The 20,893-nt window shown below is 64.3% G+C and carries 17 protein-coding genes and 1 riboswitch; of the genes, 11 read left to right on the top strand and 6 right to left on the bottom strand.

Going from position 1 to position 20,893, the window contains the following annotated elements:
* The first annotated feature begins 18 nt into the window (after positions 1–18).
* Both ABS769_RS12935 and ABS769_RS12940 read left to right on the top strand, forming a co-directional pair.
* Positions 19–1,224: an acetyl-CoA C-acyltransferase gene (locus ABS769_RS12935; RefSeq protein WP_317062061.1), complete on the top strand. Its 1,206-nt coding sequence runs from the start codon at positions 19–21 to the stop codon at positions 1,222–1,224.
* Positions 1,225–1,393: 169 nt separating this feature from the next.
* Positions 1,394–1,469: riboswitch (Fluoride riboswitch) on the top strand.
* A gap of 85 nt (positions 1,470–1,554) precedes the next feature.
* A complete protein-coding gene (locus tag ABS769_RS12940) occupies positions 1,555–2,889 on the top strand; it encodes a voltage-gated chloride channel family protein (protein WP_317062072.1) in 1,335 nt (444 codons plus the stop codon).
* A gap of 42 nt (positions 2,890–2,931) precedes the next feature.
* On the opposite strand, the gene ABS769_RS12945 is transcribed toward ABS769_RS12940, so the two are convergent.
* The 4 genes from ABS769_RS12945 to ABS769_RS12960 all read right to left on the bottom strand — a co-directional run bounded on the left by ABS769_RS12945 (position 2,932) and on the right by ABS769_RS12960 (position 9,686).
* Complete coding sequence (locus ABS769_RS12945; protein ID WP_317062073.1) at positions 2,932–4,218, bottom strand: replication-associated recombination protein A; 1,287 nt, start codon at positions 4,216–4,218, stop codon at positions 2,932–2,934.
* Between the two features lie 159 nt (positions 4,219–4,377).
* A complete protein-coding gene (gene lolA / locus ABS769_RS12950) occupies positions 4,378–5,049 on the bottom strand; it encodes an outer membrane lipoprotein chaperone LolA (protein ID WP_317062062.1) in 672 nt (223 codons plus the stop codon).
* Positions 5,050–5,113: 64 nt separating this feature from the next.
* Positions 5,114–7,039 (bottom strand): DUF3857 domain-containing transglutaminase family protein, encoded by a 1,926-nt coding sequence (locus ABS769_RS12955; protein ID WP_317062063.1) that lies wholly within the window; start codon positions 7,037–7,039, stop codon positions 5,114–5,116.
* Positions 7,040–7,328: 289 nt separating this feature from the next.
* Positions 7,329–9,686, bottom strand: a complete 2,358-nt coding sequence (locus tag ABS769_RS12960) for a DNA translocase FtsK (RefSeq protein WP_006448849.1) — start codon at positions 9,684–9,686, stop codon at positions 7,329–7,331.
* Between the two features lie 282 nt (positions 9,687–9,968).
* Between ABS769_RS12960 and trxB the strand changes: the two genes are divergently transcribed.
* From trxB to infA, 4 genes are all read left to right on the top strand, one after another.
* On the top strand, positions 9,969–10,937 hold the full coding sequence (trxB, locus tag ABS769_RS12965) for a thioredoxin-disulfide reductase (RefSeq protein WP_055826724.1): 969 nt from the start codon (positions 9,969–9,971) through the stop codon (positions 10,935–10,937).
* Positions 10,938–10,994: 57 nt separating this feature from the next.
* On the top strand, positions 10,995–12,113 hold the full coding sequence (locus ABS769_RS12970) for a GNAT family N-acetyltransferase (RefSeq protein ID WP_317062064.1): 1,119 nt from the start codon (positions 10,995–10,997) through the stop codon (positions 12,111–12,113).
* A gap of 192 nt (positions 12,114–12,305) precedes the next feature.
* Positions 12,306–13,055, top strand: coding sequence for a leucyl/phenylalanyl-tRNA--protein transferase (gene aat / locus ABS769_RS12975; protein WP_317062065.1), 750 nt, complete (start codon positions 12,306–12,308; stop codon positions 13,053–13,055).
* 80 nt (positions 13,056–13,135) lie between these two features.
* Positions 13,136–13,354, top strand: coding sequence for a translation initiation factor IF-1 (infA, locus tag ABS769_RS12980; RefSeq protein WP_002813418.1), 219 nt, complete (start codon positions 13,136–13,138; stop codon positions 13,352–13,354).
* Positions 13,355–13,501: 147 nt separating this feature from the next.
* On the opposite strand, the gene clpA is transcribed toward infA, so the two are convergent.
* Together clpA and clpS are read right to left on the bottom strand one after the other, a co-directional pair.
* A complete protein-coding gene (gene clpA, locus ABS769_RS12985) occupies positions 13,502–15,784 on the bottom strand; it encodes an ATP-dependent Clp protease ATP-binding subunit ClpA (RefSeq protein WP_115038957.1) in 2,283 nt (760 codons plus the stop codon).
* A gap of 142 nt (positions 15,785–15,926) precedes the next feature.
* A complete protein-coding gene (gene clpS, locus ABS769_RS12990; RefSeq protein WP_043889778.1) occupies positions 15,927–16,247 on the bottom strand; it encodes an ATP-dependent Clp protease adapter ClpS in 321 nt (106 codons plus the stop codon).
* Between the two features lie 262 nt (positions 16,248–16,509).
* On the opposite strand from clpS, the gene ABS769_RS12995 reads away from it, so the two are divergent.
* The 5 genes from ABS769_RS12995 (at position 16,510) to ABS769_RS13015 (ending at position 20,424) form a co-directional block, all read left to right on the top strand.
* Positions 16,510–16,968: an NUDIX hydrolase gene (locus tag ABS769_RS12995; RefSeq protein WP_317062066.1), complete on the top strand. Its 459-nt coding sequence runs from the start codon at positions 16,510–16,512 to the stop codon at positions 16,966–16,968.
* Positions 16,965–18,101, top strand: coding sequence for a tRNA 2-thiouridine(34) synthase MnmA (gene mnmA, locus ABS769_RS13000; RefSeq protein WP_317062067.1), 1,137 nt, complete (start codon positions 16,965–16,967; stop codon positions 18,099–18,101). The genes ABS769_RS12995 and mnmA overlap by 4 nt, the downstream gene beginning before the upstream one ends.
* Entirely contained in the window at positions 18,101–18,715 is a 615-nt protein-coding gene (gene hflD / locus ABS769_RS13005; protein WP_023903971.1) for a high frequency lysogenization protein HflD, read from the top strand. The genes mnmA and hflD overlap by 1 nt, the downstream gene beginning before the upstream one ends.
* A gap of 61 nt (positions 18,716–18,776) precedes the next feature.
* Positions 18,777–20,054, top strand: a complete 1,278-nt coding sequence (locus tag ABS769_RS13010) for a methyl-accepting chemotaxis protein (RefSeq protein WP_317062074.1) — start codon at positions 18,777–18,779, stop codon at positions 20,052–20,054.
* An 85-nt stretch (positions 20,055–20,139) separates the two neighbouring features.
* Positions 20,140–20,424, top strand: coding sequence for a hypothetical protein (locus tag ABS769_RS13015; protein ID WP_176340900.1), 285 nt, complete (start codon positions 20,140–20,142; stop codon positions 20,422–20,424).
* The last annotated feature ends 469 nt before the right edge of the window (positions 20,425–20,893 follow it).

A 20,893-nucleotide genomic window follows, 5' to 3' on the forward strand; every position in this document is an offset into this window, starting at 1 on the left:
GCTTTCGGAGAAAGCCACATGAGCAAGCAGATTCAAGAAGCCTACATCGTCGCCGCCACCCGCACGCCGGTCGGCAAGGCGCCCAAGGGCGTGTTCCGCAATACCCGTCCCGACGACATGCTGGCGCACGTGCTGCGTGCGGTGGTGGCGCAGGCGCCGGGCATCGATCTGTCGCGGATCGACGACGCCATCATCGGCTGCGCCATGCCCGAGGGCGAGCAAGGCATGAACGTGGCGCGTATCGGCGTGCTGCTGGCCGGCCTGCCCAATTCCGTGGCCGGTCAGACCATCAACCGCTTCTGTTCGTCCGGCATCCAGGCCGTGGCGATGGCGGCCGACCAGATCCGTCTGGGCAACGCCGACCTGATGCTGGCCGGCGGCACCGAGTCGATGTCGATGGTGCCGATGATGGGCAACAAGGTCGCCATGTCGCCGAACGTGTTCGCCGACGACCACGTGGCGATTGCCTATGGCATGGGCATCACCGCCGAGAAGGTCGCGGAAGAATGGAAGGTCTCGCGCGAGGATCAGGACGCGTTTGCGCTCGCTTCGCATCAAAAAGCCATCGCTGCGATCGCCGCTGGCGAGTTCCGCGACGAGATCACCCCGTACGAAATCCTCTCGCATCAGCCCGACCTGCAAGGCAATGTCATCGCGCTGCGCAAGCGGCTGGTCGACACCGACGAAGGCCCGCGCCCGGACAGCTCGCTCGAAGGCCTGGCCAAGCTGCGCCCGGTGTTCCGTAACGGCCAGTTCGGCGGCAGCGTCACCGCCGGCAACTCCTCGCAGATGAGCGACGGCGCAGGTGCGATGCTGCTGGCCTCCGAGCAGGCGATCAAGGATTACGGCCTGACCCCGCTGGCCCGTTTTGTCAGCTTCTCGGTGGCCGGCGTGCGTCCTGAAGTGATGGGCATCGGCCCGATCGCGGCGATTCCCAAGGCGCTCAAGCAGGCCGGCCTCACCAAGGACCAAATCGACTGGATCGAGCTCAACGAAGCCTTCGCCGCGCAGGCATTGGCGGTGATCCGCGACAGCGAACTGGATCCATCCAAGGTCAACCCGCTGGGCGGCGCGATCGCCCTCGGCCACCCGCTGGGCGCGACCGGCGCGATCCGTGCGGCGACGCTGGTGCACGGCCTGCGCCGCCGGCAGCAGAAGTACGGCATGGTGACCATGTGCATCGGCACCGGCATGGGCGCGGCGGGCATTATCGAAGCGCTGTAAGGCGGGCCAGCGGCGGCACGGCGGCGACTGCCGCTGCGATGGCCCAGACTGGATTGGAGCCCGCGCGCTCCAATCCAGTGTCCGCGATCCATTGCCGTCGGCAAGCGGACCGCTTACCAGGCCGCGTCACAGGGAAGCGGCTGGACAGCCAAGCGGCGCGGGATTATTCTGCCCGCTCGGAGATGGCGTTCCTCCGCGCTGTACCATCAACCGTAGCGATAGCTACTGATGACGCCTACAAGAACTCTGGCCCGGACCAGGGATTGTAGGCGTGTCTCTGCTCACAACTCCGTGCCGTGCCAGCCCTCACGTTCCAAACGACAGGCTGCCATGTCCAGATTCCGCCGCACCGAGTATTTCGATCTTTTCCTCCAGCTTGCCAAGTGGCTGGCGATCGCCAGCGTGGTGGGCGTTGTGGCGGGTACGGCGTCGGCGCTGTTCCTGCTGGCGCTGGAGGCGGCGACCGCCTGGCGGGAAGGCCATGCCTGGGTACTGTGGCTGTTGCCGCTGGCCGGATTCGGCGTCGGCCTGGTCTACCACCTGCTGGGCAAGGACGTGGACGCGGGCAACAACCTGATCATCGACGAAATCCACGATCCCCGGAAAACGCTGCCGCTGCGCATGGCGCCGCTGGTGATGGGGGGCACGGTGATCTCCCATCTGTTCGGCGCCTCGGTCGGGCGCGAGGGCACGGCGGTGCAGATGGGCGCGGCGCTCGCCGACCAATTGACGCGCGTGTTCCGTCTCCTGCACCAGGACCGGCGCCTGCTGCTGATGGCCGGCATCAGCGCCGGCTTCGCCTCGGTGTTCGGCACGCCGCTGGCGGGTGCGATCTTCGGACTCGAAGTCCTAGTCATCGGCCGCTTGCGTTACGACGCGCTCTTGCCTTGCACGGTGGCCGCGATGGTCGCCAATCAGGTGTGCTTGGCCTGGGGCATCCAACACACGCACTATGCGATCGAGCGCATAGTGCCGGTCGGTGTCGGCAGCGTATTGGCGGTGATGGCGGCCGGCGTGGTGTTCGGCCTGGCCGGTAGGCTGTTCGCCACGGCCACGCATCGTCTGGGCCGATCGGTCAAGCAGGCGATCGCCTATGCACCGCTGCGGCCCCTGCTCGGCGGCGTAGTGATTGCGCTGGCGGTTTGGCTGCTCGGCACGCAGCGTTACATCGGGCTGGGCATCCCGGAGATCGTGCGCGCCTTCCACGAACCCATGGCACCCTGGGATTTTCTCGGCAAGGCCTGCTTCACCGTGGCGTCGTTGGCAACCGGCTTCAAGGGCGGCGAGGTCACCCCCCTGTTCTATATCGGCGCGACCCTGGGCAACGCACTGGCACCCTTGCTGCAACTGCCGTTTTCGATGCTGGCCGGGCTGGGCCTGGTCGCGGTGTTCGCTGGCGCGTCCAACACCCCGATCGCCTCGACGCTGATGGCGGTCGAACTGTTCGGCGCCGACATCGCCCCCTTTGCCGCCGTCGCCTGCATCACCGCCTACCTGTTCTCCGGCCATCGCGGCATCTATCACGCGCAGCGCATCGGCAATGGCAAGCATCATTGGCGTCGCATCGGTCCGGACGAAGACCCACGGCATGCCGACCTGCCTGCGGCGGACCCGCAGCGCAACGCCGCGGCGGACCAGCAAAACTCAAACGACAACGGGCGATGAGTCGTTCAGGCCGTCGCGGCAGCTGCTCGACCTGCCGCTGCGCTAGGTCCCGGCCCTGCCCTTGTCGGCGCGCGCCTGCGCCCTGGCCTCGCGCAAACGATCAAGCTTTTCCTTGAGCTTGATCTCCAGCCCGCGCGGCACCGGGTTGTAATAGACCTGCTCGCCCATCGCATCGGGGAACCCGGTCTGATCCAGGGCGATGCCGCCTTCGGCATCGTGGTCGTATTGATAGTCCTGCCCGTAACCCAGCGTCTTCATCAGCTTGGTCGGCGCATTGCGCAGATGCAGCGGTACCTCTTGCGTGCCGGTGGCGCGCACCTCGGCCTTGGCCTGGTTGAAGGCCGCGTAGCCGGCGTTGGACTTGGCGGTGCTGGCCAGATACAGCACCAGTTGCGCGAACGCCAACTCGCCTTCCGGGCTACCCAGCCGCTCGTAGATGTCCCAGGCTTCCAGCGCCATGCTCTGCGCGCGTGGATCGGCCAGGCCGATATCCTCGATCGCCATGCGGGTCAGCCGCCGCGCCAGATAGGCCGGGTCGCAGCCGCCATCGAGCATGCGCGTGAGCCAGTACAGCGCCGCATCCGGATTGGAACTGCGCACCGATTTGTGCAACGCCGAGATCTGGTCGTAGAACTGCTCGCCGTTCTTGTCGAAGCGACGGGTGCGGTCGGCCAGCACCTGCAACAGCGTCTGCGGAGTGATCTCGCCACCCTCGCCCGTCGCCAGTTCCGCCGCGATTTCCAGCAGCGTCAATGCGCGGCGCACATCGCCATCGGCAGCGCTGGCGATTTCCAGCAGCGAGGCATCGCTGACCTGGATGGTCTCCCGCCCCAGCCCACGCTCCGAATCGTGCAGCGCACGCTGCAAGGCCTCGACAATGTCCTGCGGCGAGACGCCTTCCAGCACATGTACGCGGCAACGCGATAGCAATGCGGAGTTCAATTCGAAGGATGGATTCTCGGTAGTCGCACCGACAAACAGGATCGTGCCGCGCTCGATATGCGGCAAGAACGCGTCCTGTTGCGCCTTGTTGAAGCGATGCACCTCATCGACGAACAACACCGTGCGGCGGCCGCTGGCAAAGCGCTGCGCGGCCTCGGCCAATACCTGCCGCACTTCCGGCAATCCCGACAACACCGCCGAGATCGCCTTGAATTCGGCATCCGAGTAATGCGCCAGCAGCAGCGCCAGGGTGGTTTTGCCGCAACCGGGCGGCCCCCACAGGATCATCGAATGCACGCGGCCGGATTCCACCGCGCGTCGCAATGCGCTGTCGGGTGCCAGCAGGCGTTTCTGCCCTACCATCTCGTCGAGGGTGCGCGGACGCATGCGCTCGGCCAGCGGGCGCAGATGCTCGCCGTCTACGCTGAGCAGATCGGCTTCGGGAGCGATGGGGAGCTTGGTTCGTGCCACGCGTCATTGTATCGCGTAAGCAAACGGCCTTCTGCGAAGAAGGCCGTTGTCAGTGCGGATGCGTCGAACGAGCGCTTACTGCGCGTCGCCGACCACGTCCACACCCTTGCCAGGCGTATAGCGAAAGGTGTCTGCAGCGAAGGCCGGATTGCGCTTCCAGCCGCTGAAGCTGATCGCGGTGCGCTGGCCGACCGCATCCACCACTTCCATCCTGGCCAGGCCATCCTTGCCGAACCCCAGCGAGGCCATCTGGAAACTGGCTTCGGTGTCGACCTTGGGCGTCAGCGACAGCCATTGCAGCCCATCACGCGGCGCAGCCTCTTCGCTGACGTCGTATTGCTTGTCCAGCCGTGCCGGATCGATCAAGGCGACCAGGGGGCTGTTCTGTTCTTCGCTGCCCTGCGCGCGCACGGTGACCTGCTCCAGGTCCGGGTCGAACACCCACACCTTCTTGCCGTCGGCAACGATCAGCTGCTTGTAGGGCTTGGCGTATTCCCAACGGAACTGGCGCGGCGCCGACAATGCCACCCGCCCACTCGAGCTTTCCTTGACCCGGCCATTGGCATCGGAGACCTGCTGGCTGAACTGCCCGTCCAGCCCTTTGAGGCCGCGCGTGAACGTATCCAGCTCCTGACGTGCACCGGCAAATGCGGTGCTGGCGAACAGGGCGGTGGCGAGGACGGCATAACGGAGCTGGCGATGCATCGCGGTCTTCCAAAAGGGCATGCGTGGATTTTGATACTTCATAGATGAATGGGCGAGCGCTATCGCACGACGCGTTCAGATCGCAGCAGCGACGAATCGATCCCTCTCACTGCGCCGTCTGCACCTTGGACAGATCGCCATAGACGATCTGCCCGCGAAAGCCGCGCCGCACCTGCTGGTAGAGCTCGCGGAATGCGCGGTAATCCTGCGGCTGACACAGCGCCTGCGGCCCACGCACTGCGGCACGCTGCAGCCGATGCACCGCAGTCACCGTCTGCCCTTGACGCGTCCACTCGACCGCATACTCGCCGGCCGCATTGCGAAAGGTGCTGCTGCGCGGGATCGCGATGATCGGCACCGTCGCGGGGAAGCTCACCACATAGGTTTCTTCGCGCACGCTGTCGTTGCAGTAGAACGGGGTCAGATTGTCTTCGGCCGAGGTGGTCGTATAGATCCCGCGTGTCGATTCGGCACCGGGCATATCGGGCAAGGTCATGCCGCCGACCACCGAAAAATCCACCGCATCGTTGGCCTGGAACGTGTAGCGGTAATTGAATGGCGCATCCAGATCCAGCGGGTCGCCCTGGATCAGCAGATCGCCGGTGCCGTCGAAGCCGGACTGGGCAATGATCGATTCTTCGATGCGATTGCGGTTCTGCGCGTTGAGCTGCACGAACATCGCGCGCAAGCCCACCTCGCCGGTCTGCCCGCTATCCAGCGTGGTCATGCCTTGCAGGCCGCCTTGCGGGGTGAAGCGGTACTCGGTGCGCGCGACGTAGCGGTTGACATTGCGGTCGTTGGGCGGGGTGTGCGTGACCTTGCCGTCCAGCGTATGCACCACCGGCGCGCCAAGATCGCCAGCCGGCAGCTGGCCGAAGCGCGCGTAGGGGTTGGTCGAATCCACGTAAAGATCGAACGCCGGGATATAGGTGATCGCATGGTTGAAACGACCAAGCACCGGAATCGGCGGCAACGTGGGTCCGCCCTCAGCGCCGATCAGAACCGGCGTACTGGCGATGCCCTTGGCGGCCAGCAAGGCTTCCAGGATCACGGTGTGATCCTTGCAGTCGCCATAGTGGTTGGCCAGGATGCTGTCGGCGCTGTTGGGCTCCAGCCCGCCGTTGCCCAGGTACACCGCCACGTAGCGAATATTGCGCGCTACCCAGGCATACAACGCCGCCGCCTGCGCACGCGGGTCGTCGATGCCACGCGTCACCTCGTCGGCCAGCGACTGGATCGCCGGCGTCACCGCAGCAGCGCGGCCGCCCTTGACGTGGTAGGCCAGGCCCATCTGCGACCAGCTGTCGAAGGTGCTGGCCATCAAGGTCGGGCTGAACTCCCAGGTCGCCGCGCTCCAGTTCTGGTTCTTCATCGGCGTGGCACGCTGGTAGCGCCATTCCCAGCGCGCCTGATCGCCGCGCACCACCGGCTTGGTGCCGCCCTGCAGCCCGCGCACCGATAAATGCATCGGCAACGCCTTCGGCGCCACCAGCGTGACCACCGCATCGTCGTATTGCGCGAACACGCTGAAGGTTTCCCACAGGCTGAAATAACCGGGGAAGTACGGGGTGTTCTGCGCACGCCGCACGCGGTAGACGATGCGCGCACCCGGCGCCAGATTCGGAAACACCACCACCTTGACCTTGCGGTCGGCGTACATCGCTGCCGCCGCACTGGAATAGCTTTCCTGGGTGTAGATCTTGTCGGCCGCCACGTCCTGGCGCAGCCCTTCGGCGGTGACGGTGTAGGCCTGCAGCACCTCCAGGGTTTCCATCTTCTCGCTATAGCTCAGCCGCACCTGGCTGAACTGCTCCACTGCCGACTTGGTCTTGAGCAGGATCTCGTATTCGTCGGTTTCCACGCTGCTGGCGTCGGCACGTACTTCGTAGTCGGCGCGATAGCGCACGAAACTGTAGTTGGTGTCGGCCTGCGTGCGTGCCGCAGCGGCGGCAGGCGCAGCCTGCTGCTGGGCCTGAGCCAGCAGCGGCAATGAGATCAGCAGCAGAAGCAGCAACACAGGACGACGCAGCATGGGTCTCGATCACGACGGGCCGGAGCGGCCCTTGCTCAACAGGGTAGCCGGTGTGCGCCGCAGCGTCAGGCACAGGCCTCCAACATCGCCGCATCCATGTGTCTGCGGATACACGCACGCAATCCGGATAAGAGCGGCCGACAAAACCAAGCAGCAACCTGTCTGGTGCGGTGTCCTCGCCGATTGCGGGACGCGGCCTCTCGCCACGGTTTGTTAGCCGCCCCTAAGCCCGGAACGCGGCGCCACGCGTAAGCCGACAGGCGCCGCGTTGCCGGTTGCCGGTTGCCGATTACTTGGGCGGCGGCGGTGCCAGCACGGTGCGGTCGCCGTTGTGCTCGGGCTGGCTGACCACGCCGGCCGCTTCCATCGCTTCAATCAAACGCGCGGCGCGGTTGTAGCCGATCTTCAAGCGTCGCTGCACGCCAGAGATCGAGGCACGCCGGGTTTCGGTGACGATGCGCAAGGCCTCGTCGTACAACGGATCGGATTCGTCGCCGCCACCGCCGCTGCTTTCAGGCAAGCCGGTCGCACCCACCACGGTGCCGTCGCCCATGGTCTGCACTTCGTCCAGCACGCCTTCGACGTAGGACACCGGCCCGCTGGCCTTGAGGTGCTCGACCACACGATGCACTTCTTCGTCGCTGACGAAGGCACCATGCACGCGGTCAGGTAGCGCCGTGCCCGGCGGCAGGTACAGCATGTCGCCGTTGCCCAGCAACGCCTCGGCCCCGGACTGATCCAGGATGGTGCGCGAATCGATCTTGGAACTGACCTGGAACGCCACGCGGGTTGGAATATTGGCCTTGATCAAGCCGGTGATGACGTCCACCGACGGCCGCTGCGTGGCCAGAATCAGATGGATGCCGGCCGCACGCGCCTTCTGTGCCAGACGCGCGATCAGCTCTTCGACCTTCTTGCCGACGATCATCATCATGTCGGCAAATTCGTCGATGAAGATCACGATGAACGGCAGCGACTCCAGCGGCCGCGGCGCCTCACCCAATTCGGGATTGGGCTTGAATAGCGGATCCATCATCGGCTGGCCGGCGTCGATGGCGTCCTTGATCTTCTTGTTGAAGCCGGCAAGGTTGCGCACGCCCACCGCGCTCATCAGCTTGTAGCGGCGTTCCATCTCGGCCACGCACCAACGCAGGCCATTGGCGGCCTCCTTCATGTCGGTGACCACCGGCGCCAGCAGATGCGGGATGCCCTGATAGACGCTCAGTTCGAGCATCTTCGGGTCGATCATCAGCATCCGCAGCTCCTTGTGCGAGGCCTTGAACAGCAGGCTCAGCACCATCGCATTCACGGCCACCGACTTGCCCGAGCCGGTGGTACCGGCCACCAACAAATGCGGCATGCGCGCCAGATCGGCCACCGTCGGGCGCCCGGCGATGTCCTTGCCCAACGCAAGCGTCAACGGGCTGGGCGACTTGTCGTATTCCTTGGAGCGCAGCAACTCCGACAGGAAGATCATCTCGCGGGTGACGTTGGGGATCTCCAGACCCACCACCGACTTGCCCGGAATCACGTCCACTACGCGTACCGACTTGACCGACAGCCCGCGCGCAATGTCCTTGTCCAGCGAACTGATTTGGCTGACCTTGATGCCTGGCGCCGGCTCGATCTCGAAGCGGGTGATGACCGGACCCGGATAAGCCCCGACCACCTGGGCCTCGATGCGGAAGTCCTTGAGCTTGAATTCGATCTGCCGCGACAGCGTTTCCAACGTTTCTTCCGAATAGCCCTTGGCCTGCGGCTTGGGGTCGTCCAGCAGGGCAAGCGGCGGCAGATCGGAGCCATCGGTGCTCACGCCCTGGAACATCGGAATCTGGGTGTCGCGCTTGGCGCGCTCGCTCTTTTCCACCACCGGTGCCGGCGGCGGCTCGATCTTGACCGGCTCACGCTTGGCCTGCTTGACCGCATCGACCTTGCGCACTTCCTCGCGCTCTTCGCGCATGACGCGGGTCTGCTGCCACTCGGTGGCCTGGTGGGTCTTGCGCTGCATCAGCGGCCCCAGTGCCAACACGCCCTTACCGATACGTTCCATCAGCGCAAACCACGACAACCCCGTGGCCAGGGTGATCGACACCAGCAACAGCACCATCACGAACAGGTTCGCGCCCAACGCACCGAACCCGGCGCTCAGCGAATTGCTGACCAACCGCCCCAGGATGCCGCCGGCCCCGGCCACATCGCCGGTGAACAGGCGCAGGTGCAGGAAGCCGGTCGAAGAAATCAGGAACCCCACCATGCCGACCAGGCGCAGGGCCGGCCCCAGATCGGCCTCGGCCTGCCCTTCCTTGTCCATGCCGAACAAGGCGATCCAGGCCACCGCACCCAGCACCACCGGCAGCAGAAAGGCCACATAACCGAACAGCTGCAGTAGCACGTCGGCCGTCCATGCACCGACCCGGCCGCCCATGTTGTGCACCGGTGCGACCACGCTGCCGGTCTGCGACCAGCCCGGATCGGCCGCCGAATAGGTGAACAGGCTGGCCAGCAGATACAGCAGCAACGGCGCCACCGCGATCAATGCCAGATCGCGCCAGAGCTTTTGCCGACGCGGATTGTCCGCCACCGCCGTCTTGCGCGAGGACGGTTTGCCCTCTGCGGGCTTGCTGCGTTCGGGAACCTGCTTTGCCACCTGTAGCCAGACCTTAGAAATATGCTGTTAGTGATTGATAATAAACGACTGACGCCACAGTTTCAGCTGTTGAACCTCACCGCTTGCCTTGGCACCAACCAGTGAACGAAAAACGCCGCACAAGGCGGCGTCGACTACGCGTACTGGGCGGACCATGCCATCTGCGGTTCATGCAGTTCCATCGCGCCGCCTTGATTCACCGGGTGGGGACCGCCACTCTATGCCGCCACAGGGGCGCGAATTCATGCGCCAGCCCTGCCTTTTCCTAGATCGCGAGTATACATGAGCGCCTCATCTGCCAGTCCCGCCAAGCATTCCCGCCTGCTGATCCTGGGCTCCGGCCCGGCCGGCTGGACCGCCGCGGTCTATGCCGCGCGCGCCAACCTCAAGCCGGTGGTGATCACCGGCCTGCAGCAGGGCGGTCAGCTGATGACCACCACCGAGGTCGACAACTGGCCGGGCGACCCCCATGGCCTGATGGGCCCGGACCTGATGAGCCGCATGCAGGCGCATGCAGAGCGCTTCGAGACCGAAGTGATCTTCGATCATATCCACACCGCCGATCTCTCGCAGCGCCCGTTCCGCCTGAGCGGCGACGGCGCCGAGTACACCTGCGACGCGCTGGTGATCGCCACCGGTGCCACCGCCAAGTACCTGGGCATCCCCAGCGAAGAAGCCTTCAAGGGCCGCGGCGTGTCCGCCTGCGCCACCTGCGACGGGTTCTTCTACAAGGACCAGGACGTGGTCGTGGTCGGCGGCGGCAATACCGCAGTCGAAGAAGCGCTGTACCTGTCCAACATCGCCCGCAAGGTCTATCTGGTGCACCGCCGCGACACGCTGCGCGCCGAAAAGATCATGCAGGACAAGCTGTTCGCCAAGGTTGCCGCCGGCAAGATCGAAACCGTCTGGCACCACGCCATCGACGAAGTGTTGGGCAACGATGCAGGCGTCACCGGCGTGCGGGTCAAGTCCACCATCGACGGCAGCACTCGCGAGATCGTTGCGCACGGCTTCTTCGTCGCCATCGGCCACCATCCCAACACCCAGCTGTTCGACGGCCAGCTGGCGATGAATAACGGCTACCTGGAAATCCGCTCCGGCCTGAACGGCGCGGCGACCGAGACCTCGGTGGCCGGCGTGTTCGCCGCAGGCGATGTCGCCGACCAGCACTACCGCCAGGCGATCACCTCGGCCGGCTTCGGCTGCATGGCCGCGCTGGATGCCGAGCGTTATCTCGACAAGAGCGCCTGAGGTGGCTGACCGCCGGCCGCGCCGTGCGGGCAGCCTAGCTCCCCGCGGGCCGCACGCATGAGCGTGACCGCCCGCTGGTGCCGCCGACTGGACGAGCTTCCGGCCGGCGCCTGGGATGCGCTGCACGACGGCACCCATCCCTTCGTGTCCTATGCCTTCCTGCAAGGTCTCGAACGCGAGGGCTGCCTACGCCCGGATTGGGGCTGGAACCCGTTGCACCTGACGTTGTGGGACGGCGACACGCTGGTCGCCGCTGCGCCGGGATATTTGAAGAACAACTCGCACGGCGAATTCGTGTTCGATCACGCCTGGGCGCACGCCTATGCGCGCTACGGGCAGGAGTACTTCCCCAAGTGGCTGTGCGGCGTGCCCTACTCGCCGGTGACCGGCCCTCGCCTGCTTGGCGCGGCGCAATGGCGCCCGCAGTTGCTCGCGGCGATGCGCGAACTGGTGGAGCGCAGCGGGCTGTCGTCGGCCCACGTGAATTTCTACCCAGTCGACGAAGACGCCGCGTTCGATGCCGACTGGCTGGAGCGCAACGATCTGCAATACCACTGGCACAACGCCAGCGGCTGGAGCGATTTCGAAAGTTTCCTGGCGGCGATGGACCACAAGCGGCGCAAGAACATTCGTCAGGAGCGCACCAAGGTGCAGCGCGCCGGCGTGCAGTTGCGCGTGGTGCACGGCGACGAAGCCAGCGCTGCCGATCTGGACGCGATGTACGGCTTCTACCTCAAGACCTTCAACGAATACGGCAACTCGCCGGCTTTGACGCCGGAATTCCTGCGACACCTGGCCCAGCACCTGCCACGTCAACTGGTGATGTTTCTGGCCGAACTGGACGGACACCCAATTGCCGGCGCGCTGTGCCTGCGAGGCCACGACACGCTCTACGGCCGCTACTGGGGCGGCGAAGCGCTACCGGGCCTGCACTTCGAAACCTGCTATTACCAAGGCATCGAATATTGCCTGCGCGAAGGCCTGAGCCGGTTCGAACCGGGCGCTCAGGGCCAACACAAGATCGCGCGGGGCTTTTTGCCGACGCTGGTACGCAGCCGCCACTGGATCGCCGACCCTGCCTTTCGCGAACCGCTGGCGCAATGGTGCGCGGATGAGCGCGAGGCTGTCGCCCAACATGCGCGTGAGCTGTTCGAGCACAGCCCATTCCGTGATTAATGCCGCGCGGTTGACCCGCATGCCTGACGCGTCGCGACGGACGCAGTCGTCATGCGTGCCTGATGGCTGCGAGAGCGCACTGCGCTCTTCGGCTGAGAGTCGCTGACAACACACGACGATGTCGTCACGTGAGTGCAGCCGATTTACAAGCGTCCTCAGTGCGAACCGCATGGCAGGCTCTAAACTCTCCGCATGTCGCGCCCCCTTCCCTACCTGCTTGACGCCGATCCTGCCGCGCCGTTTCCGCCCGTCGAACACGCTTTGCGCGAACCGGACGGCTTGCTCGCACTCGGCGGCGATCTGTCGCCGCAGCGGTTGCTCAATGCGTATGCGCACGGCGTATTCCCGTGGTTCTCCGACGACCAGCCGATCCTGTGGTGGAGCCCGGATCCGCGCACGGTCTTTCGTACCGATGCCGTGCATCTGTCCTCGCGCTTTCGGCGCGAGCTGCGCAGCAGCACCTGGACCGTGCGTGCCGACACTGCCTTTGCGCAGGTAATCAACGCCTGCGCATCGGTGCCGCGTGCAGGCCAGCACGGCACCTGGATCACCACGCCGATGCAGCAGGCCTACATCGAACTGCACCGCCTGGGCCACGCGCACTCGCTGGAAGTGTTCGATGGTGCGCGTTTGGTTGGCGGCATCTACGGCGTGGCGATCGGCCAGATGTTTTTCGGCGAAAGCATGTTCAGTGCCGAAAGCGGCGGCTCGAAGGTGGCGCTGGCAGCGCTCGCTGAGTATCTGCATGGCTGCGGATGGCCACTGATCGATGCGCAGGTGGAGAATCCGCACCTGATGCGCCTGGGCGCGCAACGCCTGCCACGCGCGCAGTTCCTGCAGCAGGTGCGGCGACAGGTCGCCCAACCTGCGCTGCCCGGCAACTGGTCCGAGCGCTACGGCGAGCGGCCTGCCAGCGCGCTCGCTGACGTCCGCTTAACATAAAATTTGCACCCCGGGGAGATGGAGCGTAAAATGCTGTCCCTTACGGCCCTCCCGGGCCAGCCGTGATTGCACAGGATTACATGTCGAAAGACGACTCCATTGAATTCGAAGGCAGCGTCAGCGAGACGCTCCCCAACACCACGTTCCGGGTCAAGCTGGAAAACGGGCATGAAATCATCGCCCATATCTCCGGCCGTATGCGCAAGAACTACATCCGCATCCTGACCGGCGACCGGGTCAAAGTTGAGATGACTCCCTACGACCTGACCAAGGGTCGTATTACCTACCGCATGAAGTAAGCGGTTCTGGTGTGAGACGCAAGGCGGCCATTGGCCGCTTTTTGTCGTACCTACGATTTGTGTGGCGGAGACGAGCGCGATAGATGCCGCAGACACAAAAAAAGCCGCTCGAATGAGCGGCTTTTTCGTTTCAAGACCGCAACGCGATCAGTCGACAGTGGCCGGCAGCAAACGCTCCGGTTCCGGATGCGCTTCCACCACCAGCTCGCCATCCTTGACGTCGATGTTGACCCGGCCACCAGCGATCAGCTTGCCGAACAACAATTCGTCGGCCAGCGGGCGCTTGATCTTCTCCTGGATCACGCGCGACATCGGGCGTGCACCCATCAGCGGATCGAAACCATGCTGGGCCAGCCAGTCGCGCGCGGTCGGGGTTGCCGACAGCGAGACGTGCTTTTCCTGCAACAGCATTTCCAGTTCGATGATGAACTTGTCCACCACCCGCAGGATATGGTCGAAGCCCAGCGGCTGGAACTGCACGATCGCATCCAGGCGGTTGCGGAACTCGGGCGTGAACCCGCGACGGATCGACTCCATCGCATCGGTGGAATGATCCTGCTTGGTAAAGCCGATCGAGCGCCGCGATGCCTGCGTGGCACCGGCATTGGTCGTCATCACCAGGATCACGTTCTTGAAGTTCGCCTCCCGCCCGTTGGTGTCGGTGAGGATCCCGCGATCCATGACCTGCAACAGGATGTTGAAGATGTCCGGATGCGCCTTCTCCACCTCGTCCAGCAGCAGCACGCAGTGCGGCGTCTTGACCACCTTCTCGGTCAGCAGGCCGCCCTGGTCGAAACCGACATAGCCCGGAGGCGCGCCGATCAGGCGGCTGATCGAATGCGCTTCCATGTACTCGGACATATCGAAGCGCACCAGCTCAATGCCCAGCTGCAGCGCAAGCTGCTTGGTCACTTCGGTCTTGCCCACGCCGGTGGGGCCGGCAAACAGGAAGTTGCCGATCGGCTTTTCCGGATTGGCTAGGCCCGAGCGCGCCAGCTTGATCGAGCCGGCCAGCGTCTCGATCGCCGGGTTCTGGCCGAAGATCACCATTTTTAGATTGCGCTCCAGATGCTGCAGCACGTCCTTGTCGGTCGCGCTGACCTGCTTGGCCGGAATCCGCGCCATCTTAGCGACGATGGTCTCGATCTCTTCGATGTCGATCAGCTCCTTGCGCTTGCCTTCCGGCAGCAGGCGCTGACGGGCACCGGCTTCATCGATCACGTCGATCGCCTTATCGGGCAGCAACCGATCGCCGATGTGCTTGACCGACAGATCCACGGCGGCCTGCAGCGCGTCGTCGGCGTAGGTCACGCCGTGGTGCGCTTCATACTTGGGCTTGAGGCCCTGCAGGATTTCAAAGGTCTCGCCCACGGTCGGCTCGACGATGTCGATCTTCTGGAAGCGACGTGCCAGCGCACGGTCTTTTTCGAAGATTCCGCGGTATTCCTGGAACGTGGTCGAACCGATGCAACGCAGCTCGCCAGACGACAGCGCCGGCTTGATCAGATTGGACGCATCCATGGTGCCGCCCGACGCAGAACCCGCACCGATGATGGTGTGGATCTCGTCGATGAACAGCACCGCATTCGGCACCTTCTTCAGCGCCGCGAGCACGCCCTTGAGGCGCTTTTCGAAGTCGCCGCGGTACTTGGTGCCAGCCACCAACGCGCCCAGGTCGAGCGAGAAGATGACCGCCTCGGCGAGCACCTCGGGCACGTCGTTGTCGACGATGCGCTTGGCCAGGCCTTCGGCGATCGCGGTCTTGCCCACGCCGGCTTCGCCCACGTACAGCGGGTTGTTCTTGCGCCGGCGGCACAGCACCTGGATGGTGCGCTCGATTTCGTCGGCACGACCGACCAATGGGTCGATCTTGCCGTTACGGGCCTGCTCGTTGAGGTTGGTGGCGAACTCGGCCAGCGCATCGCCCTTGGCCTCGCCTTCCCCACCTTCGCTCTTGGGCTCGCCGTCAGACGCGGACGGCTGCTCGCCGTCTTCACCGAGCTTGGCAATGCCGTGCGAGAGGTAATTGACGATGTCCAGGCGGGTGATGTCCTGCTGATTCAGGAAATACACCGCGTGCGAGTCTTTTTCGCCGAAGATCGCGACCAGCACATTGGCGCCGGTGACTTCCTTCTTGCCAGAGGACTGCACGTGATAGACAGCGCGCTGCAGCACCCGCTGGAAGCCAAGGGTCGGCTGCGTATCGCGGCCATCGTCTTCTGCCAGGCGCGAGACCGAGGCCTCGATCGCCTGTTCCAGGTCGTTGTGCAAACGCACCTGGTCCGCACCGCAGGCCTTGAGGACGGCCTGGGCGGAAGGGTTGTCCAGCAGCGAGAGAAGCAGGTGCTCGACGGTCATGAATTCATGACGCGCCTCGCGTGCTCGCTTGTAGCACTGGCCGATGGTTTGCTCTAGGTCTTTGCTGAACATTGGTAACTCCGAACGGCTGTTGCCAACAATATGCGGCTTTTGTTGGGATTTACCACAACCCTATCGGATAGGCATGTTCAGACGGCGTTAGTATGTGATTGCAGCCACAGTGTTGCACTGCTGGAATGATCCCTGACCGAACTCAGGTCTGCTCCATCGTGCACAGCAGCGGATGCTGGTTCATCCGCGAAAACTCGTTGACCTGCGCCACTTTTGACTCGGCGACCTCGCGGCTGTAGACCCCGCAGACACCGCGCCCACGGGTATGGACATGCAGCATGACCTGGGTCGCCTGCTCCAGGCTCAGGTTGAAAAACTGCTCCAGAACGGTCACCACGAAGTCCATCGGGGTGTAGTCATCGTTCAGCAGAAGCACCTGATAACGCGGCGGTGGCGCCACTTCAGGCTTGCTGGCTTCGACCATCAGGCCGTGATCGTGTTCGTGCGTAGTATTACGAGGCATGTGACCATTATACGGTTCATCGTTGCGCGCATTGGACGATTTGCGCCGCGGCCCGCACAATTTGTCTCCGATTCCCTGGCTGGCCCTTGATGACCGATTCCGTGACCGCGCTGCCGCTAGCACCGTCGTGCGCCTCCACTACGCAACGATCCGCGCCGCGGCTTGGTACGCCTGATCGTCTGAGCCGAGCTGTGAGACGGGTTGTGATCGTGGCGAGTGCGGATGCTGCGCGCCGGTTTTCCATCCGCCGGAGCCAATGTCGATGAACACGCCCGTAGAACGCTGGCATCCGGATGTCACCGTCGCCACTGTGGTGGTGCGCGACGGGCGCTTTCTGCAGGTGGAGGAGACCATCGGCGGCCGCCTGCTATTGAATCAGCCGGCCGGACATCTGGAGCCGAACGAAAGTTTGCTGGACGCAGCGGTGCGCGAGACCCTGGAAGAGACCGGCTGGGATGTGCAGCTGACCCAGTTCATCGGCACCTACCAGTGGGTGGCGCCAAGCGGCCAGTGTTTTCTGCGCTTTGCCTTCGTCGCCGATGCGCTGACCCACCACCCCGACCGCAGCCTCGATACCGGGGTGGTGCGCGCACTGTGGATGACTCCGGAAGAACTACACAGCGCGGCCGGCCGGCTACGTAGTCCGCTGGTGTGGGACGTGGTGAAAGATTATCTGGCAGGTCAGCGCTATCCGTTGGCGTTGGTGCGGCACGTCGGATGAGTACGCCGCGCATCATCGTTGGCGTATCCGGCGGCGTGGATTCGTCGGTGGCCGCCTGGCGGCTTGCCCAGCAAGGCGAGTCGATCGCCGGGCTGTTCATGCAGAACTGGGCCGACGACAGCAGCGGCGATTGCCGCGCCGAAGATGATCGTCGTGATGCGGTGGCGGTGTGCGGGGTGCTCGGCATTCCGTTCCACTTCCGCGATTTTTCCAGCGAGTACTGGGGCGGTGTGTTCGAGCATTTTCTGGCCGAATACGCAGCCGGGCGCACGCCGAACCCGGACGTGCTGTGCAACCGCGAAGTGAAGTTCAAGCATTTTCTGGATGCGGCCCAGGCGCTGGGCGCCGAACGCATCGCCACCGGTCACTACGCGCGGGTGGCGCACAGCGGCGGGCGTTGGCGGTTGTTGCGCGGTGCCGATCGCGGCAAGGATCAGAGCTATTTCCTGCATCAACTGGGTCAGACCCAGCTGGCGGCGACGTTGTTTCCGATCGGCGACCTGGAAAAAAGTACGCTGCGCCGGATCGCCCAGGACGCCAGGCTGCCGACGCATGCCAAGAAGGATTCCACCGGCATCTGCTTCATCGGCGAGCGCGACTTTCGCGAGTTCCTGGGCCGTTATCTGCCCGCGCGCACCGGCGAGATCCGCGACCCGCAGGGGCAGCGCATCGCCGAACATCCGGGGGTGTTCTATTTCACCCTGGGTCAACGCGAAGGCCTGAACATCGGCGGCGTGCGTGGGCGTGCTGCGGCGCCGTGGTATGTGGTGGGCAAGGATGTGGCGAGCAACGTGTTGTACGTCGATCAGGACCGCGACAGCCCGCTGCTGCAATCGCACTGGCTACAGTCCGAGCAGGCGCATTGGGTCACCGGGGCACCGCCGGCGCGCAGCTTCAGTTGCACCGCACAGACGCGCTACCGGCAGCCCGATGAACCGTGCACGGTGGAGGTGCGCGACGATGGCAGCGTGCAGGTGCGTTTCGAGCGGCCGCAGCGTGCGGTGACGCCGGGGCAGTCGCTGGTGTTGTACGACGGCGAAGAATGCCTGGGGGGCGCAGTCATTGCGGCCACCGATGCACCGATGGAACGCCAATTGGCGGGATCTTCTTTTTTACCCGAGGTAGTGGCTTGATGAGTTCTTCCATGGATCACCGTGTGCTGGCGCTGGCCGGCGTCGCCCAGGCCTTGCAGCAGGTGCGGCGGATCGCCGAAACCGGGCATTCGGAGGCTGCGACGGTGCGCACCGCCATGGATAGCGTATTCCGGGTGGACGCGTCGTCGCCCGAAGCTGTGTACGGCTCGCCAACCGACCTGGCGCCAGGCCTGCGGCTGCTGCACAACTATTTCCGCAATCAGGGCCAGGACGAGGTGCTGCCGCGGCTGGCGCTGGCGGTGCTGCAACTGGAGCGCCGCTTCGTGCGCGACACCGCCACCGTCACCACCGTGTCTAACGGGATCGAGGCTGCGGCGCGTCAGGCACAGACCCTGGGCGACAGTGGCCACCCCGACGTGCTGAGCGCGCTGGGGGCGCTGTATGCGCAGACCATCAGCCACTTGCGCCCCAAGGTGATGGTGCAAGGCAACCCGCATTATCTGGGCCAGGCCGGCGTAGTCGCAGAAATCCGCGCCTTGCTGCTGGCAGCGGTCCGCTCGGCGGTGTTGTGGCGCCAGATGGGTGGCAGCCTGTGGGATTTTCTGTTTGCCAAGCGCGCAATGCTCGAAGCGGTGGACCGCGCGCTGCGTTGAGTTCCGCGACAAACATGCTTTGACGCGTGCGCTAGCGGCCGCTGGCGCGCGTCAACAGCGGTTGAATGGGCGAGACGATGTGGCGATCGTCGCTAAAGACAAAGGGGGTACGGCCGATACAGCAACCGTGACTCTGCCGAGAACGCCCATGTATTCACTTCCACTGATCCGTCTAGCCGCCCCTTTGGCTCTGACCTTGCTGTTTCCCTTCGCTGTCGGATTCGACTGGCCCGCTTCGGTGCGCTGGGCGATCCTGGCGACCATGACCCTTAGTTGGTTGGTTTTCGCTGCCTGGGTGACGTATTCCCAGTTCCGGCGTAATCCTGACCAGACCCGCATCCTGCGCGAGCAGGATCAACTGCTCAACGAACTGCGTACGTTCGTCAGCAACGAAGTCGACGGTTCGCGCTCGGAAGTCGAGCGTGCCCGCGAACTGATCCGCCAGGCCGTGTCCGGTCTGGGTGGCAGCTTCGAAGCGATGAACCGCAAGTCGCGTCAGCAAAGCCAGGCACTGGCCCGCATCGTCGACCGTGCCGGTGACGATGGCAGCGCCGGCGTCGACGTCGCCCGCTTCGCCCAGCACGCCAGCTCCCGCATGGAGCAATTGGTGGAAGCGCTGGAACAGGTGAGCGGCCAAAGTACCAACACGGTGCATCACATCGATGAGATGGCGCAGCACCTGGATGGCATCTTCGCACTGCTGGAAGACGTCAAGTCGATTGCCGACCAGACAAACCTGCTGGCCTTGAACGCCGCCATCGAAGCAGCACGTGCCGGTGAAGCCGGTCGTGGCTTCGCGGTGGTCGCCGACGAGGTGCGCAACCTGTCGGAGCGTTCCACCACCTTCAACGAACAGATCCGCAAGCTGGCGCATAGCTCCAAGGAATCGATCTCCAAGGTGCGTGAAACGGTCTCGCAGCTGGCCTCGCGCCACATGGATCGTTCCCGCGAAGCCCGCCATGAATCGGCGGCGATGCTGGAGAATGTCGCTCAGATCAACGCCTCGTTGGGCGATGGCATGCGCGAAATCTCCGAGTGCGCACGCTCCATCGACGGTAGCGTGGCCGAAGCCGTGCGTGCCCTGCAGTTCGAGGACATCGCCACGCAGACGCTGAGCGGCATCCACACTCACCTCGATCGCCTCACCGCGATCAACCGTGAAGCGGTGGCGCTGCAGGAACTGCTGCATCGCAATGGCGGCGTGTATGACAGCGATCTGGTCGCCGCGCTGGCCAAGGTGTCCAACCGCCTGCGCGACATGCGTGTGGAGTGGGAACGCCCGCCGCACAAGCCGGTTGCACAGCAAGGTATGGGTGCAGGCACGGTCGAGTTGTTCTAAGACCGATGCCACGCACTCTCTGACTCCCGACATTCCCCGGCCTCCCCGGGGATTTGTCGTTCCGCAACGACCTGGTGTTCCGCTCATGACGCTTCTCACCCCGACCGTCGATAGACCCACCGCCGTGCTGGAATCAGCGGTCGTTGCGGCCGCACAGGCCGAGCGCATCGCGCAGAGCGATGCTGCCCGCCCCACGCCGCGACGCGTGCGCATGCCGGCTGCGTTGGAACGGCTGGAATGTGCGGCACGTGCGGAGGTGCAGGCATTGATCCATCCGCGCCGTAGCAGCAGCGAAGAAGAATTGCTGTTCGCCACCGTGGCCTGGGATCTGGGCCTGGACGGTGCTGCGGTCAGCGTGTCCGGACGCTGATGTCGAAACGGCGGGGCGTGCCTCGGCAGGCGCCCCGCTGGTTGTCGTGACTGCCTGAGTTATCGATGATGGGTTAGGCGGTGCCGACAAGCCTGGCTCTGAACCACGCAGCACCTTTCGATTGCAGCATCAGGGTGACGTCTCCCCTGCCCACCTGCTCTGCGACTTCTGCGACACGACACGACTTGATGCTTCGATCGCTGCGATGTCATGGGAACGATGTGGCACGACACCTCCTGCGCGCGAGTGCGCTTGCGAGATGGGTGCTTGCTCGCGATAAAAAAGCCGTGAGATCTTGGTTTTCTTGGGGGTATTAGACGCTCGCAATGTGTTGTTGCGGAGCGGCTGATCTGCGGCTTGGTTGTAGGGCCTTCGATTGACCAAGCGTTTTTTGCATCTAAGCGCTGCTAGGATTCGACATCTCCGTTTTCTTCACGCTGTTGGAGACTGCGGATAGATCGGTCGTAGA

Origin of the sequence: Xanthomonas hortorum, assembly GCF_040279205.1 — a bacterium.
GTDB classification, from domain to species: domain Bacteria; phylum Pseudomonadota; class Gammaproteobacteria; order Xanthomonadales; family Xanthomonadaceae; genus Xanthomonas; species Xanthomonas hortorum_F.

Excerpts from the sequence above, each read along its gene's own strand:
- ABS769_RS12935 (WP_317062061.1), top strand. The coding sequence starts at position 19 with ATGAGCAAGCAGATTCAAGAAGCCTACATCGTCGCCGCCACCCGCACG.
- ABS769_RS12940 (WP_317062072.1), top strand. The coding sequence starts at position 1,555 with ATGTCCAGATTCCGCCGCACCGAGTATTTCGATCTTTTCCTCCAGCTT.
- ABS769_RS12945 (WP_317062073.1), bottom strand. The coding sequence starts at position 4,218 with ATGCGTCCGCGCACCCTCGACGAGATGGTAGGGCAGAAACGCCTGCTG.
- lolA (WP_317062062.1), bottom strand. The coding sequence starts at position 5,049 with ATGAAGTATCAAAATCCACGCATGCCCTTTTGGAAGACCGCGATGCAT.
- ABS769_RS12955 (WP_317062063.1), bottom strand. The coding sequence starts at position 7,039 with ATGCTGCGTCGTCCTGTGTTGCTGCTTCTGCTGCTGATCTCATTGCCG.
- trxB (WP_055826724.1), top strand. The coding sequence starts at position 9,969 with ATGAGCGCCTCATCTGCCAGTCCCGCCAAGCATTCCCGCCTGCTGATC.
- ABS769_RS12970 (WP_317062064.1), top strand. The coding sequence starts at position 10,995 with ATGAGCGTGACCGCCCGCTGGTGCCGCCGACTGGACGAGCTTCCGGCC.
- aat (WP_317062065.1), top strand. The coding sequence starts at position 12,306 with ATGTCGCGCCCCCTTCCCTACCTGCTTGACGCCGATCCTGCCGCGCCG.
- infA (WP_002813418.1), top strand. The coding sequence starts at position 13,136 with ATGTCGAAAGACGACTCCATTGAATTCGAAGGCAGCGTCAGCGAGACG.
- clpA (WP_115038957.1), bottom strand. The coding sequence starts at position 15,784 with ATGTTCAGCAAAGACCTAGAGCAAACCATCGGCCAGTGCTACAAGCGA.
- clpS (WP_043889778.1), bottom strand. The coding sequence starts at position 16,247 with ATGCCTCGTAATACTACGCACGAACACGATCACGGCCTGATGGTCGAA.
- ABS769_RS12995 (WP_317062066.1), top strand. The coding sequence starts at position 16,510 with ATGAACACGCCCGTAGAACGCTGGCATCCGGATGTCACCGTCGCCACT.
- mnmA (WP_317062067.1), top strand. The coding sequence starts at position 16,965 with ATGAGTACGCCGCGCATCATCGTTGGCGTATCCGGCGGCGTGGATTCG.
- hflD (WP_023903971.1), top strand. The coding sequence starts at position 18,101 with ATGAGTTCTTCCATGGATCACCGTGTGCTGGCGCTGGCCGGCGTCGCC.
- ABS769_RS13015 (WP_176340900.1), top strand. The coding sequence starts at position 20,140 with ATGACGCTTCTCACCCCGACCGTCGATAGACCCACCGCCGTGCTGGAA.